The sequence below is a fragment of the Mesorhizobium sp. CNPSo 4684 genome (assembly GCF_057784315.1).
Window position 1 is genome coordinate 13653 of record NZ_JBWLUX010000033.1, and the last position, 15621, is coordinate 29273.

A 15621-nucleotide genomic window follows, 5' to 3' on the forward strand; every position below is an offset into this window, starting at 1 on the left:
TCCCTTTCAACCGAGACGAAGGAGCATTTCCACAGGTGCAAGAATGCCGCCTTCAAGCGCGGCGGTGAGATTGGCGATCTTGGTGCGCGCGTTCTCGCCCATGATAAGATTAACGCCGGGTGGCGGTTTTTTGCCTTCCGCCTGCGCCGCAGCCATGCGCGCCCGTATCGTGGCGAAGAATTCGATGGCGAAGGCGCCGCGTGGGCGCTCGGCGGTTACAGAGAACCCTGCAGCCGCGGCAGCCGAGCGATAGTCGTCGGGCGTGGCGACGAAGGACATGCTCACGTCGGATGCCCATGGCAGCGGATAGGTCAGCGCACCTGCCTTGAGCCGCATCACATCGTAGACGACAAAGACGCCGCCCGGCTTGAGCACGCGCGCCGCCTCGCTCATCAGCTTTTTCTTGTCGGGAAGGTTCATGCCGACATGCAGGATCATGGCCGTATCAAAGCTTTTATCGCCGAACGGCATATCCAGCGCGCTGCCCTGCACGAACCGGACTTTGTCGGCCATTCCCACCCGCTTCGACAGGCTGGTCGCGATATCGACATAGCTTTGCGTCAGATCGATGCCGGTGACATCGGCGCCGGTATTGTTGGCGGCAAAGCGGGCTGGACCACCCACGCCGGAACCAATGTCGAGCAGCTTGGCCCCCGGCTTCAACCCCATCTGACCGATGAGTTCCCTGGTGGCGGCGACGCCGCCAATGTGGAACTCGTCGACCGCTTCGAGATCGCCGGCGCGCAGATGGGCAATGTCCACACCGGTATCGGCGAGCACGGCAAGGATGTGCTGCTCAAGACCCGATACGTCGTAGTGACGGGCGATGCCCGATTCCACCGAGGCCATGATCTCTATCCCTGTGTCAGACTCCTGTTGATGCTCTCAGCCGCATCGCGCCCTTGGGCCACGGCCGAGACGGTCAGGTCGTCGCCGCCAAAAATGCAGTCGCCACCGGCCCAGACATTGGCGAGCGAGGTGCGCCCTTCCTCATCGACCTTGATACGGCCGGCTTCGAGTTCGATCGATGCACCACTGCCGTTGAGCGCCGCCGGCACAAAGCTCTGGCCGATCGCCTTGAACACCTGGTCGGCGGTGAGCGTCAGCCGCTCGCCGGTACCGACGAGCTTGTCGCCGTTCATGGCGGTGTATTCGAGCTCGATGCCCGACACTTTGCCACCTTCGACAATCACCCGCTTCGGCTGCAGCCAGTGGCGGATGGTGACGCCGTTGGCGGCGGCCAGATCCTGCTCGAACTCGGAGGCGTTCATATGCTCCTGGCCGCGCCGGTAGCAGATCGTCACCTCCTCGGCTCCGAGCAGCTTCGACTGCACCGCCGCGTCGATCGCCGTCATGCCGCCGCCGATGACGACGACGCGCCGGCCGACCGGCAGGCTTGCGAGATCGCTGGCTTGGCGCAGTTCGGCGATGAACTCGACCGCATTGGTGACGCCGTCGGCATCCTCGCCCTCGGCGCGCAGCGCATTGACGCCGCCAAGGCCCATGCCGAGGAAGACGGCATCGTAATTCCGGATCAGGTCCGACAGCTGGTAGTCGCGGCCGAGCGCCTTGCCGTTCTGGATGTCGATGCCGCCGATCCCCGTGACATAGTCGACCTCGGCCTGGGCGAAATTGTCGATGCTCTTGTAGGCGGCGATGCCATATTCATTGAGGCCGCCGGCCTTCGGCCGTGCTTCCAGGATGGTCACCTCGTGGCCATGGCGGGCGAGCCGGTGCGCGGCGGCAAGGCCGGCCGGCCCGGCGCCGACCACGGCGACCGACTTGCCGGTCGATTCCGCACGCGGATAAAACTGCTTGTGCTCGGCCATCGCGACGTCGGTGGCGTAGCGCTGCAAACGGCCGATCTGCACCGGCTTGCCTTCCGCCACTTCGCGCACGCAGACCTCTTCGCACAGCGTCTCGGTCGGGCAGACGCGGGCGCACATGCCGCCCAGAATGTTCTGGTCGAAGATCGTCTTGGCGGAGCCGATCGGGTTACCGGTCGAGATCTGGCGGATGAACAGCGGAATGTCGATCGAGGTCGGGCATGCATTCATGCACGGCGCGTCGTAGCAGAAATAGCAGCGATCGGATTCGACCAGCGCCTCGTGGTGATCGAGCGGCGGATGCAGGTCGGAAAAATTCTCGGCATACTGGTCGGCCGGCAGCCGGCCACCGGCAATACCGTCCTTGAACTGGCCTTCTGGCATCGTCAGTTCCCCATGTTTTCGTTTTGGGGAAGGCTAGCACGTTTTATTTTTTTATCAATTGGTCAATTTTCGGCGCAAGGCACTGAAAAGCCTCGATAATAACATGATCTTTTTACTCATGTTATGCCCCTATGGCGCGGGCGAAAAGCTAGAGCCTGGAGCGCCACCATGGATCGACCTTATCTCATCGGCGACCAGTTGCTGCAGCCGCCACAGATTGCGGTCGCGAATGCCGAATTCCTCGAGGTGGCTGACCGTGTTGTAGAGATATTCGGCACCCGAGCCGACATGGCCGCAAGCCCGCGCCAACACCCGCGCTACCCGGTCCAGCGGCTGCCCGAGCGATGTGCCTCTGCCCGTCACCCCGACCCAGAAGCCGAGCGCCCGCACCACCCCTTGCGCCGTACGCACCGGAACCCAACGGACCGAGCTGACACTCTCATGGTCGTCGATCTCGCGCCGCAAAAGTCTTTCGATCTGCTGTGGCTTGTCGCCGTCGGGCAGCCGGTAGATGACGCCATCGCATCGCCCGCCGCGTTCGAGCGCCATCATCAGCCCCGGTTGTGCTGCGGTACCGCGCCAGCGCACCATGTCGAGGCAAAACGATCGATGCCAGCCGAATGCGGTGGCGCGTTGGCGTTCGACGGATTCGAAAGCCGGCTTCCAGATCAGCGAGCCATAGGCAAACACCCATAACGGCCCCGCATCGGCTTCATCGGAAAGCTGCGCGGAAAGGGCACGGAAATCCTCGTCGGTGAGCTGTGTCCAGCTGCCGTCGGGTCCGGGATCGACCTCCTGCCGATGACACAGTGACACAAGCTCAGGCGTGAGCGACATCCGGCGCATGAAACGACTACCCCTCATTCCCTAAAGGAAAGTCGAAAACCGCCGCACGTGCAAGCCGCCGGGCGCGACGAAATGCGGAACGATGTGTCAACGCAGCCGTTGAATTTTCTCATGCGCGCTGTCGGATTTGCGCCGCTGAAATAGTCCTTTGATGGATCGGACAACGATCGATGCATGAAGGTGAGGAGACCGAAAAAATGCCGAAAACCCCAATGCCCTTCTTCTGGTACGAACTGATGACCACCGACCTCGATGCGGCGCAAGCGTTCTACACCACTGTCGTCGGCTGGCGGGCCGAGCCCTTCGACAAGACGCCCGGGATGCCGCGCTACATCGTGATGAACTCCGCCGAGCGTGGCGTCGGCGGGCTGATGACCATTCCCGAGGACGCCGCCAAAATGGGCATGAAGCCGGCCTGGCTCGGCTATATCCACACCAGGGATACCGACGCATCGACAAAGGCGCTGAAGGCCGCCGGCGGAACTGTCCACCGCGAACCCGACGACATTCCAAATGTCGGTCGCTTTTCCGTCGTCGCCGACCCGCAGGGCGCTGCCTTCATGTTCCTGCAGCCCAATGGCCCCGACCAGCCCGTCCTTCCGGCCACCACACCCGGTCATGTCGGCTGGCACGAGCTCTATGCAGCGGACCGGGAGGCGGCCTTCGATTTCTATTCCAGCCAGTTCGGCTGGACCGATGCCGGCAGCATGGACATCGGCGAGATGGGCATCTATCAGACCTTCTCGGCCGGTCCTGAGTCCGGCGGCGGCATCATGAACAAGCCGCAGCAGCTTCCGGTGCCGGTATGGCTGTTCTACTTCAATGTCGATGCCATCGACGCCGCCGCCAAGCGCGTCACCGACAATGGCGGCAAGATCGTCATGGGTCCGATGCCGGTGCCGACCGGCCAATGGATCGCCCAGTTCACCGATCCGCAAGGCGCCTATTTCGCGCTGATCGCGCCGGCGCGCTGATCCGGCCAGAGGCGCATCAACACGAAACTGCTCTCATCGCACGCCGGTGCGATGAGGAAGCGCATCATTCCGGCGCCAGCACCGCGACCTTGATGCTCTCGTCCTTGGCGCCACTGAGCTGGATGGTGGCTGCGCCCGGCGTCAGCTTGAATCGCACGCTCTTGCGAATGCCGGGACAGGTCTTCACACCGCTGAACGCTGCCGACTTCGTGGCATGGCCGTCTTGAATCACATCGATCCAGGCCTCGCCTGACAGGCTGATCTGGAGCTCGCCTTCCGGTGGGACGGTCACGCTCGCCGTCGCGCCAAACGTTCCGGCTGCCGGCGCACGCTCCGGCGGCACGGTATAGCTGACCGCATCGACCGGCTCGAGCGCCAGGTCCGCGGCCTCGCCAGCCGCGAGGGCAGCGCCGGACTGCGTAGCAGGCGCTGCCGCAAACAGCGCCTGCTCGCGCTCCACCGGCCATTTGAAGGCATCACAGCCGCCGTCTGCGGCCATGGCGAAGCTGGTGCCTGCAAGGATTGCGAACAGGCTGAGGACGACTTTTTTCATGACCAGGGGAACCCATTTGGTTGGAGAGTCTACACACAGATATACAACCATAGCGATATAAATGCAACCATGCCGCGAACAAATATCGAAGTTCGACTGGAAGCAATTTCCAATCACCGATTGTTGATGGCAGGCCCCGGGAAGTGAATGGTCCAACGCAAAGTGATCATCTATGGCCGGGCCGAAGGGTTGGAAAAATGGAGTTTTAGATGAAGCTTTTTGACGGTCTCGCCCGGTTTCAGCCGCAGGCCCTCGGCGTCCTGCGCATCATGACGGCCCTGCAGTTCATCGAGCATGGCTCGCAGAAACTGTTCAACTTCCCGGTTAGCAGCGGTGAGCCGCATGCCCTCACCGGCCTGACGCTGACGGCGGCGATTCTCGAATTTGCCGGCGGCATCTTGCTGGCGCTCGGTCTCCTCACTCGCCCCGTCGCCTTCCTGCTGGCCGGCGAAATGGCCATTGCCTATTTCATGGCGCACTACCCGCGCGACTTCTTCCCGATCAACAACAACGGCGACGCCGCCATCTCCTTCTGCTTCATCTTCCTCTATCTGGTGTTTGCCGGCGCCGGCGCCTTCGCGCTCGACAACCGCCGCAACGGCTGACCCGCTTCAGGGGCGAGACGAAGGGGGTGAAACTTCATCCCCTCATGCGCTCGAAATTCGCATCGAACAGCGCCGCCGCCTGCATGCGCGCCGGGTGACGCTTGCCCAAAAGTTCGATCTCGAAGCCGTCGCTCTCGTCGGCGATCTCCTTCGGCACATAGCCGAGGGCGACGGATTTTTTCGGATGATGCGCATAGCCGCCTGACGTCACCCAGCCGCGCACCGCGCCGCCGAACCAGATCGGCTCGTCACCGATGACATCGGCGTCGTCGGCATCGAGAATGAAGGTGCGCAGCCTGAGCTTGCCGCCCTGCTTGCGCTCGGCCAGAGCCGCCGCCTTGCCGATGAAATCAGCCTCCTTGCCATAGGCGACGAAGCGGTCGAGCCCGGCCTCCAGCGGCCCGTAGATCGGCCGGTACTCGCGCGCCCATGAACCATAGTTTTTCTCCAGCCGCAGCGCATTGAGCGCGCGCGAGCCGAACAAGCCGATGCCGAATTCCGCGCCCGCCGCCATCAGCGCCTGGAAGGCGGCGCGCTGATATTCCGGCGCCACCCAGATCTCGTAGCCGAGATCGCCGGTGTAGCTGACGCGGCCGACCAGGCACGGCGTCATGCCGATATCCATTTTTGCCACCGCCATGAAGGGAAACGCTGCATTGGACACATCGGCACGACTGACTTTCGCCAGCACCTCCCTTGCCTTCGGCCCGGCGATCGCCAGGCCGGTCAGCTTCTGCCCCAGCGGTTCGATGCACACCGAACCGTCTTGCGGCAAATGCGCCTCGAACCAGCGCATATGGTACTGCTCGGCGATACCGGAACCGGCGATGAACCACTCGCCGTCGCCGATGTTGGCGAGCGTAAAATCGCCGATCAGTCTGCCGTCGTCCTTCAGCATCGGCGCCAGCGTCATACGGCCAGGTCTGGGCAGCTTGCAGGCAAAAATTCGGTCGAGCCAGGCGGCCGCCCCCTCGCCCGTCACCTTGTATTTGGCGAAGTTGGAAATCTCCGCCAGGCCGATGCCGTCGCGGACCGTCGCGACCTCTTTCGCGACATGGATGAAGTCACTGGACCGCCGCCACGAAAACTCGTCCTTGACGCCCTCGGGCGCATACCAGAGCGGCACTTCCAGCCCATAGGAGACGCCCCATTGCGCGCCCTTGGCCGACAACAAATCGTAGATCGGCGTGGTCTTCAGCCCTCGTCCGGCGGGCAGTTCCTCATTGGGGAAACGGATCGAGAAGCGGCGCGAATAATTCTCGCGCACCTTGGCGTTGGTGTAGGCCATCGTTGCCCAGTCGCCATAGCGCGCAACATCCATGGCCCAGATATCGGCGCCGGGATCGCCCTCGATCATCCAGTTGGACAGCGCCAGACCGACGCCGCCGCCCTGTGAAAAGCCCGCCATGACGCCGCAGGCGACCCAGAAACCCGGCAGCCCGCGCACCGGCCCGACCAACGGGTTGCCGTCCGGCGCGAAGGTGAAAGGCCCGTTGATGACCTGCTTGATGCCGGTCCTCTCGAAGGCCGGGAAATGGCGGAAGCCGACTTCGAGTGACGGCGCGATGCGGTCGATGTCGGGCTCCAGCAATTCATGACCGAAATTCCACGGCGTGGAGAACTCGGACCACACTTTGTTGGCCTTCTCATAAGTGCCCATCAGCATGCCGCCGCGCTCCTGGCGCAGGTAAAGCTCGCCGTCGAAATCGACAGCATGGATGATCTCCGTTCCGGTCTTGGCGTTCCACGCGGCGACCTCCGGCATGTCCTCGGTGATCAGGTACATGTGCTCCATGGCCAGCACCGGCAGTTCCAGCCCGACCATGCGGCCGACCTCGCGCGCCCACAGGCCGCCGGCATTGACGACATGCTCGGCCACCACCTCGCCCTTGTTGGTGATGACCCGCCATAGCCCGTCGGGCCGACGCACGATGTCCTCAACCTTGGTGAAGCGCTCGACCTCGGCGCCGAGCTTACGCGCCGCCTTGGCATAGGCGTGGGTCACGCCGGACGGATCGAGATGGCCGTCCTCCTTGTTGCGGACGGCGCCAACAAATTGCTTGGGATCAAGCAGCGGCATCAGTTCGGCCGCCTCATTGGCCGAGATTTCCTCGAGGTCGATGCCGAGATAGCGCCCCTTGGCGACGACGCCGCGCAGCCAGTCGAGCCGCGCCTCGGTCGCCGCCAGAAGCACGCCGCCGGTCAGGTGCACGCCGGTCGCCTGGCCCGACAGCTCCTCGATCTCCTTGTAGAGCGAGATCGTGTATTTCTGCAGCTTGGCAACGTTGGGGTCGCCATTGATGGTGTGCATGCCGCCGGCCGCATGCCAGGTCGAGCCGGAGGTCAGTTCATCGCGCTCCAGCAGCACGACATCGGTCCAGCCATGGCGCGCCAGATGGAACAGCACCGAGCAGCCGACGACGCCACCGCCGATGACCACCACCTTTGCATGCGATTTCATGGATTTTTCTCTGATATCAGCGAGTTGGATGGATGAGATGAATCAGGATGGGAAGGCATCAAGGCTCGCCCTGCCCGATAGCTTCCTTACGTCTGGCCACATACGCCTCCAGCGCCTCGCGTACGCCGGGATCCATCGTCGGCTCGACATAGTCTTCCAGCGCCTTCTTCCACAGCCGCGTCGCGCGCGCCGTCGTGTCGAGGCCGCCGGCTTCCTGCCACGCCTCGTAATTCTGCCAGTTGGACAGCATGGGCTGGTAGAAGGCGGTGGCATAACGTTCCAGCGTGTGCGGCTCGCCAAAGAAGTGGCCGCCGGTCGGCACCGCGCCCAGCGCCTCGACCGCCAGCTCCGCCTCGTCGACCACGATCGGCCGCAGAAACTCCATCATGTGCTGGATCATCTCGACATCGATGATGAGCTTCTCGAACGATGCCGTCAGCCCGCCCTCCTGCCAGCCGGCGGCATGATAGACGAGGTTGCCGTGGCCGAGCACCGCACCCCATAGCGCCATCAGCGTCTCATAGGCGCCTTGCGCGTCGGCGGCGTTGGAGGCCGATCCCGGCGTCGTGCGGTAAGGCAGATTGTAGCGCCGCGCCAACTGCCCCGAGGCAATGTTGGCCTTGGTGTTTTCCGGCGTGCCGAAAGCCGGCGCGCCCGACTTCATGTCGACATTGGAGGTGAAGGCGCCGTACATCACCGGCGCGCCGGGGCGCACCAGCTGCGTCAGCACCACGCCGAACAGCGCCTCGGCATTCTGCTGCGCCAGCGCACCGGCGAGCGTCACCGGGCTCATCGCGCCCATCAGCGTGAACGGCGTTACCGCCACCGACTGGCCGAATTCGGCCATGGTCATCAGCCCTTCGGCCATCATCTCGTCGAAGCGGCGCGGCGAGTTGACCGAAATGATGGTGGCGATACCTGGATCGTCGCGCATCTCGTCCAGCGTCAGCCCGCGCGCGATCGCCATCATCTCGATGCCGTCCAGCGCCCTGCCGCGTCCGATCGCCGAGACATGGAAGGATTTGTCGGTCAGCGTCAGGTTGGTGAAATAGGTGTCCATATGCCTGGTATTGGCCGGCAGCTCCACTGGCGCACAGACCTGGTTGCCAAGCATGTGGATGCAATTGAAATGCTGCGCCAGCCGGGTGAGATCGGCATAGTCGCGCAAATTGCCGGCGCGCCGGCCGCGCTCCATGTCATGCACATTGGGCGGCCCGGCGACGAGGGTGAAATTGATCGTGTTGCCACCGAGATGGATGGCGTTGGCCGGATTGCGCGGTGTCAGCCGGTAGCTGGACTTGGTGGTCTTCAGCGCCTCGGCAACCAGGCCCCTGTCGATGCGGACATTCGCCGTCGCATGATCGACCGTGGCGCCGGCCTTCTCGAACAGCGACAGCGCCCGCGGGCTCATCACCTCGATGCCGAAATTCTCCAAAATGTGCATCGAGGCCTGATGGATCGCCTCTATCTGGTCGGCCGACAGCATTGCCATCGGCGGATAGGGATTGGTTACGCGCCGCAGCGGCAGTTGCGGGATGGCCGACGGCCCCCGGTTGCTGGTCCGCTCGGCACCGCGCTTGCGTCTTGGTTCATTCATGCGCCGCATCAAAGCGCCCGCGCCATGGCGGGGCTGTCAGGAATACGCCCTTCCCGGGCGCGATTTTAGCCAAGGCGGCATTTCCGGATTCCGATGAAGACAAAGGCGACGCAAAGGGTCGGAATAATGACACAGCCTCGAGTCGGCGCAGCCGAGCCGGCAACCCGTTAAGAAACGCCGCAAGATTCCCTTTATGATTTCGGCCTATTCGTCTTCCCATGCGTAGGTCGAGTTTTAGTAAAATTGTAGCGGTTGGTGTGCTGCTGGCGTTGTCGGCCTGCGCGACGCCGCCAAACCATATCAACAATGTCTGTGCCGTCTTCGACCAGAATGACGGCTGGTTCGACAACTGGCAGTCGGCGGCCGAACGCGCCTCGCAGAAATATAGCATCCCCGTCCCCGTGCTGATGGCGACGGTGCGCAAGGAGTCCGGCTTCAAGAGCAATGCCAGGCCGCCGCGCACCAAGCTGCTCGGCTTCATTCCGTGGAAGCATGTCTCCTCGGCGACCGGTTTCTCGCAGGCGCTCGACGGCACCTGGTCGCAATACCAGAGCGAAACCGGCAGCTGGGCGGCGCGGCGGACAAAGTTTGCCGATGCCGTCGATTTCGTCGGCTGGTATCACTCAAAAACCGCCGACACGTTCGGTGTCGCCCGCAACGACACCTACAATCTCTATCTCGCCTACTATCTCGGCTGGACCGCCTATGGCCGCGGCAACCGCGGCGATGCCGGCGTGCAGGGCTATGCGCGGGCGACAGACAAGATGGCCCGCGACTATGCAGTCCAATTGCAGCAGTGCGGCAGCTGAACGCGCCGCCCGTTCAATGGCCGTCGGATCGATCAGGCTATGACGCCACCCGGATGCTTTTTCATCATCAACGCATACGCATCCGCCGCCTTTTCAGTGTCCTCGATATAGGGCGTTGCACCGGGACGGGATCGGACCAGATCGTACAGTCTGGCAATCGATGAAAACTGCTCGCACGCCGCTTGGCGATCGAGATAGGCAATCCAGAAACTCAGATAGAAATCGGCAAGCGAAAAGCGGGAGCCAAGGACGTAGGGGCCTCTTGCCGCCAGCCTCGTGTTCGTGACACCCAGGCGGCTGAGAACCATCGATTTGGCGAGGTCCTGTATCGCGGCATCGTCGTGTCTTCGCAGCGAGAAACGGTGCGGGAAATGAAAGCGCTTCATTTCTGACTGAATGTCTCCCGCGATATGGAAAAACGTCGAGAGAAAGAGACCACGGTCCGGGTCGGTCACCGCAGGCGCAAGCTCCGTGAGCTGGTGCCGTTCGGCCAGGTAAAGCATCAGCGCGGCTACCTCGTAGAGCGCCTCGCCCTCAGGCGTGATCAGCACCGGCACGAGCCCGGCCGGATTTATCGCCAGGAATTCCGCGCTGCGGTGCTCACCGTTCAGAATGTCAATTTTTCTGAGCTCATAGTCGATCTTGCCTTCCTCGAGCACCCACTGGACGAGAGGAGCGCGGGTGAAGTCACCGCCATAGAGAATGTACATCGGCCCCTCCGCGACTGCACCTCGCCTATTGCCTCGGCCGGACCCGCCTATGGCCACGGCAACCGCGGCGATGCCGGCCTGCAGGGCTATGCGCGGGCGACAGACAAGATGGCCCGCGACTATGATGCGCAGCTACGGCAATGCGGCTAGGTCTTTGTCTTTACGCAATTCCGGACGGAAAACCGCTCACACTTTTCCTGGAATTGCTCGAGCACCCTCCTGGTCTAGTGCCGCCTTGTCGTATCTTTCGGCTTCTTGACACCGGTTTCGGAAGCCTCGTCGACTACTTTGTGGCGACGGGCTCGCATCCCGGCCTGGCCCTGCTCCACGGCATCCCCGATGTGGTCGGCCTCCGCGCTGCCCGTTTTGCCTCGCGGCCGGTTAGGTGCTTTTCCAGTGGAAACCGGCCCGGTACTGGGCGCATCCTCCGGCACGCCTTCATGCGCCGCGTGCTCCTTGTCGAACTTGATCACCGGCTCCATCGTCGCCAGCACATCGTCCGACAGCCAGCACAGGCTCATATGGCCGTCGCCGAGATGCTTGACCGGCGGCACCTTGGTCTCGCACAGATTGTCCGGCACCAGTTTCTTGTAGCCGCAGCGCGTCTGGAACGGGCAGCCCGATGGCGGGTTCATCGCCGACGGGATGTCGCCTTCCAGCACGATGTGCTTCTTGACCACACTGGTGTCGGCGATCGGGATCGCCGACAGCAGCGCCTCGGTATAGGGGTGGTAGGGCGGCGCGAAGATCTGGTCGGTCGTGCCTTGCTCGACGATATAGCCGAGATACATGACGACCACGCGGTCGGCGATGTAGCGCACGACGGACAGATCGTGGCTGATGAACAGCATCGTCGTCTTGTTCTTGCGCTGGATGTCCATCAGCAATTCGGTCACCGCCGCCTGCACCGAGACGTCGAGGGCCGAGACCGGCTCATCGGCCACCACCACCTTGGCGTCGCCGGCAAAGGCGCGCGCCACGCCGATGCGCTGTTTCTGGCCGCCTGAGAGCTGACGCGGCTTGCGGGTCTCGAAGGCGCGCGGCAGCTTCACAAGGTCGAGCAGTTCCAGCATGCGCTTGCGCCGCTCGGCGACGTTGTTGCCGACATTGAATTTTTCCAGCGTACGGATGATCTGCGAGCCGACGGAGTGGCTGGGATTGAGCGTATCGAACGGGTTCTGGAACACCATCTGGATCGACGACACCGTATCGACGCTGCGCTTCTCGATGCTGGTCGACTGGATCTCCTTGTTGCCGAGCGTCACCGTTCCGGAACTTGCCGTCTCCAGGCCGAGCAGCACCTTGGCCAGCGTCGACTTTCCGCAGCCGGACTCGCCGACAATGGCGACAGTCTCGGATTCGCGCGCCACGAACGAGATCGTCTCATTGGCCTTGACGACGCGGCCTTCGCTGGAGCCGAACACTTCGCTGCCGCCGACCTTGTAGTATTTCCTGAGGTCCTCGATCTTGAGCACCGGTGCGCCGGGCACGACCTTCTCATTGACCTTCTTGGCGCCGGGCGGCAGTGCTTCCCAGTCGATCTCGTTGAAGCGCACGCAGCGCGAGAAATGCCCTTCATGGCCGGCGACTTCGATCATGGGGATTTCGGCGGCGTTGCAGACGCCCTCGACGAAATGGTGGCAGCGCGGACCGAAATTGCAGCCCTTCGGGCGCTCATGCGGCAGCGGCAATTGCCCGGGAATGGAGATCAGCGGCCGCGAATTCTTGTCGGCGCCCGGCAGCGGGATCGAGCGGAACAGCCCTTGCGTATAGGGATGACGCATCCGGTCGAACACGTCCTTGATCTTGCCGGTCTCCACCGCTTCGCCCGAATACATCACAGTGATGCGGTCGCAGGTTTCCAGGATCAGGCCGAGATTGTGCGACACGAAGATCATCGACGTGCCGAACTTTTCGCCCAGTCCCTTGACCAGGTCGACAATGCCGGCCTCCACCGTCACATCGAGCGCCGTCGTCGGCTCGTCGAGCAGAAGCAGCGCCGGCTTCGACAGCAGCGCCATGGCGATGACGATGCGCTGCTGCTGGCCGCCGGAGAGCTGGTGCGGATAGGAGCGCATCATGCGCTCGGGATCGGGCAGCTTCACCGCCCGCACCATGTCCAGCGCGCGGGTGTAGGCCTCTTCCTTCGACACCTTGTCGTGGATCAGCGGCACTTCCATCAATTGCTGGCCGACCTTCATCGCCGGATTGAGGCTCGCCATCGGCTCCTGGTAGATCATGGCGATCTTGTTGCCGCGAATGGCGCGCAGTTCCTCGTCGGACAGCTCGCCCATGTCCTTGCCCTGGAACTTGATCTTGCCGCCGACGATCTTACCGATGTTGGAGAGGTCGCGCATGATGCCGAGCGACACGGTCGACTTGCCGCAGCCGGATTCGCCGACGATGCCCATCGCTTCGCCGGGCATCACCGTGCAGGAAAAATCCATGACGGCAGGGATCTCGCCCTTGCGGGTGAAGAAGGAGATCGACAGGTTCTCGATCTCGATGATCGGTTCTCCGGGATTTCGAACTGCCTCATTCATGGGTCGCTCCAATCCTGTTTTCATGCGTCGGGCCGAACCCGCAGATCAGTCTTTCATCGATTGTTCGCGCAGCGAGTCGGCGAGCAGGTTCAAGCCCAGCACGAACGACATCAGCGCGATTGTCGGCGGCAACGCCGGGTGGATGAAGGAACGCAGCAGGCGGCTGGCGTCCTTGATCGCGGTGCCCCAGTCCGGGCTCTCCGGCGCCAGGCCGAGACCGAAGTACCCCAGCGTGCCGAGCAGGATCGTGGTGTAGCCGATGCGCAGGCAGGCATCGACGATCAGCGGTCCGCGCGCATTGGGCAGGATTTCCCACAGCATGATGTACCAGGGCGATTCACCGCGCGTCTGCGCTGCCGCCACATAGTCGCGCGTCTTGATGTCCATCACCAGGCCGCGCACGATGCGGAACACGCCGGGGCTGGAGGCGAACACCACCGCCACGAAGATGTTGAGCTGGTTGGGATCGATGTGGATGATCTTGAACGGGTCGGCATCGAACACCAGACCGGCATAGACCCAGCCGCCGATGACCAGGGTCAGTCCCATGAGAATGTAAAGTCGATCCGGCCGGTTCTTGTAGCGGGTCCAGAACAGCACGGAAAAGAAGATGATCGGAAACAGGAAGAACAACCCAGCCATGGCGTAGGGGATGGGCGTGTCCATGATGCCCGGCGTCACCAGCAGGTAGAACAGCAGGATCACCGGGAAAGCCAGCACCAGATTGGCCAGGAACGACAGCACGGTGTCGATCCTGCCGCCGTAATAGCCGGCAGGAAGGCCGAGCGTGATGCCGACCATCAGTGCGAACCCCGTCGCCGCCGGTGCGATGATCAGCACGATCTGGCTGCCGTAGACCATGCGCGAGAAGACATCGCGGGCGAGCTTGTCGCCGCCGAAATAGTAGATGAGCTTGGATACCGGCTCGATACCGCCCGGCAGCGCGTCCTTCATGATCGGCACCTGGGAAAGCGGATCGAAGGGCGCGACAGTCGTCGCGAAGATCGCGGTGAACAGCCAGAACAGGCAGATGCCGACGCCGACAATGCCGACGCCGCTGTCGAACAGCTGGCCGTAAAGGCCGAGCCTTTTCTTGTAGGTGAAGCTCGCCCCCATCACCAGGGCCAGCCCCAGCCAGACCGGCCAGAAGCGCGCAATCACGCCGAGCACGATGTTGAAGGCGCCGATATATTCGACCTGCATCTGCCCAGACCCCTATTGAACCCTGATACGCGGATTGAGGAACGCGTAGCCGACATCCGAGATGAGCTGCGTGATCAGCACGATGAACACCGAGACCAGCGAGCAGCCGAGCAAAAGGTCGATGTCGTTATTGCCGGCAGCTTCAACCAGCGTGTAGCCAAAGCCCTGATAGCGGAACATCACCTCGACGATGACGACGCCGGTGAGCAGCCAGGGGAATTGCAGCATGATGACGGTGAAGGGGGCAATCAGCGCATTGCGCAGCGCGTGCTTGACCACGACGCTGCCGAAGGAGAGGCCTTTCAGGCGGGCGGTGCGGATATATTGCTGCGTCATCACCTCGACCATCGAGGCGCGCGTCATGCGGGCGATATAGCCGATGCCGTAGATCGCCAGCGTCATCACCGGCAGGGTGAAATTGTAGAAGGTGATGCCTTGGCTGGCCGACGCGGCCGAACCGTTCAGCCAGCCGAGCCAGGAGGCGAAGATGACGGTGAAGATGACGCCCGACACATATTCGGGCGTCGCCGTCGAGGCGATCGAGGCGACGGACAGCGTCCGGTCCGTTCGCGAGCCCTCGCGCATGCCGGCCAAAATGCCGATCAGCAGCGAAATCGGTACCATCACCGCCAGCACGCAGAGCATCAGTATGCCGGTGGCGCCGAGTGCGGGGAAGAGCTTTGACGCAACGGTGGTCTTGAACTTGGTCGAACAGCCGAAATCGCCTTCCAGGACGCCGGAGAATTTCGGCTCCAGCTGGTCATTGCAGAAGGAAAAACGCTGCGTCGGCTTGCCGGTCACGGGATCTGTCACCGGCTGCTTGGGCAGGACGCCCAACCACTGGCCGTAGCGCGCGAAGAAGTTCTGCCGATAGCCATGGTTGACCAGCCAGTTTTCGAGCTGCTCGGCGGAGGTGTGCATTTCAGTCTGGCTGATCGCCAGCTTCTTCAAATTCGGCTCGAGGTTGATCAGGAAGAAGACGATCATCGTCAGGCACAGCATCGTCAATGCCATGGTGCCCAGGCGCCGGATTACGAAAGAAAGCATGGCGGTCCCCTGCCGGTCTGGTTGGGGTTGGAGTCGGCTTGGAAAGCCAGCCCTACCGTTGCC

The 15621-nt window shown here is 62.7% G+C and carries 13 protein-coding genes; 3 read left to right on the top strand and 10 right to left on the bottom strand.

The window, feature by feature from the left end:
- Window positions 1-6: 6 nt before the first annotated feature.
- The 3 genes from AC04SG_RS26060 to AC04SG_RS26070 all read right to left on the bottom strand — a co-directional run bounded on the left by AC04SG_RS26060 (window position 7) and on the right by AC04SG_RS26070 (window position 3056).
- A complete protein-coding gene (locus AC04SG_RS26060) occupies window positions 7-849 on the bottom strand; it encodes a class I SAM-dependent methyltransferase (protein WP_488553382.1) in 843 nt (280 codons plus the stop codon).
- Window positions 850-854: 5 nt separating this feature from the next.
- The gene (locus tag AC04SG_RS26065) at window positions 855-2210 is read right to left on the bottom strand and encodes an NAD(P)-dependent oxidoreductase (RefSeq protein WP_488553383.1); all 1356 of its coding nucleotides are present in this window, start codon (window positions 2208-2210) and stop codon (window positions 855-857) included.
- 129 nt (window positions 2211-2339) lie between these two features.
- Window positions 2340-3056, bottom strand: a complete 717-nt coding sequence (locus AC04SG_RS26070; protein WP_488553384.1) for a gamma-glutamylcyclotransferase — start codon at window positions 3054-3056, stop codon at window positions 2340-2342.
- Between the two features lie 197 nt (window positions 3057-3253).
- On the opposite strand from AC04SG_RS26070, the gene AC04SG_RS26075 reads away from it, so the two are divergent.
- Window positions 3254-4030, top strand: coding sequence for a VOC family protein (locus AC04SG_RS26075; RefSeq protein WP_488553385.1), 777 nt, complete (start codon window positions 3254-3256; stop codon window positions 4028-4030).
- A gap of 64 nt (window positions 4031-4094) precedes the next feature.
- Here AC04SG_RS26075 and AC04SG_RS26080 read toward each other — a convergent pair whose 3' ends face one another.
- Complete coding sequence (locus AC04SG_RS26080) at window positions 4095-4583, bottom strand: hypothetical protein (protein WP_192258539.1); 489 nt, start codon at window positions 4581-4583, stop codon at window positions 4095-4097.
- Between the two features lie 209 nt (window positions 4584-4792).
- Between AC04SG_RS26080 and AC04SG_RS26085 the strand changes: the two genes are divergently transcribed.
- Window positions 4793-5188, top strand: coding sequence for a DoxX family protein (locus tag AC04SG_RS26085; protein WP_203278740.1), 396 nt, complete (start codon window positions 4793-4795; stop codon window positions 5186-5188).
- A 34-nt stretch (window positions 5189-5222) separates the two neighbouring features.
- Here the strand turns inward: AC04SG_RS26085 and AC04SG_RS26090 are convergent, their stop codons facing one another.
- Window positions 5223-7649, bottom strand: coding sequence for a GcvT family protein (locus AC04SG_RS26090; RefSeq protein WP_488553386.1), 2427 nt, complete (start codon window positions 7647-7649; stop codon window positions 5223-5225).
- Between the two features lie 58 nt (window positions 7650-7707).
- On the bottom strand, window positions 7708-9246 hold the full coding sequence (locus AC04SG_RS26095; protein WP_488553387.1) for a trimethylamine methyltransferase family protein: 1539 nt from the start codon (window positions 9244-9246) through the stop codon (window positions 7708-7710).
- 218 nt (window positions 9247-9464) lie between these two features.
- Between AC04SG_RS26095 and AC04SG_RS26100 the strand changes: the two genes are divergently transcribed.
- Window positions 9465-10055, top strand: coding sequence for a transglycosylase SLT domain-containing protein (locus tag AC04SG_RS26100; protein ID WP_192258520.1), 591 nt, complete (start codon window positions 9465-9467; stop codon window positions 10053-10055).
- Between the two features lie 32 nt (window positions 10056-10087).
- Here AC04SG_RS26100 and AC04SG_RS26105 read toward each other — a convergent pair whose 3' ends face one another.
- The 4 genes from AC04SG_RS26105 to AC04SG_RS26120 all read right to left on the bottom strand — a co-directional run bounded on the left by AC04SG_RS26105 (window position 10088) and on the right by AC04SG_RS26120 (window position 15558).
- Window positions 10088-10765: a glutathione S-transferase family protein gene (locus tag AC04SG_RS26105; RefSeq protein ID WP_488553388.1), complete on the bottom strand. Its 678-nt coding sequence runs from the start codon at window positions 10763-10765 to the stop codon at window positions 10088-10090.
- Between the two features lie 224 nt (window positions 10766-10989).
- Window positions 10990-13308 carry a dipeptide ABC transporter ATP-binding protein gene (locus AC04SG_RS26110; RefSeq protein ID WP_488553389.1) on the bottom strand — a complete coding sequence of 773 codons (2319 nt, stop codon included), beginning with the start codon at window positions 13306-13308 and terminating at the stop codon, window positions 10990-10992.
- 45 nt (window positions 13309-13353) lie between these two features.
- Complete coding sequence (locus AC04SG_RS26115) at window positions 13354-14511, bottom strand: ABC transporter permease (RefSeq protein ID WP_192258522.1); 1158 nt, start codon at window positions 14509-14511, stop codon at window positions 13354-13356.
- A 12-nt stretch (window positions 14512-14523) separates the two neighbouring features.
- Window positions 14524-15558: an ABC transporter permease gene (locus AC04SG_RS26120; protein WP_488553390.1), complete on the bottom strand. Its 1035-nt coding sequence runs from the start codon at window positions 15556-15558 to the stop codon at window positions 14524-14526.
- Window positions 15559-15621: the final 63 nt, after the last annotated feature.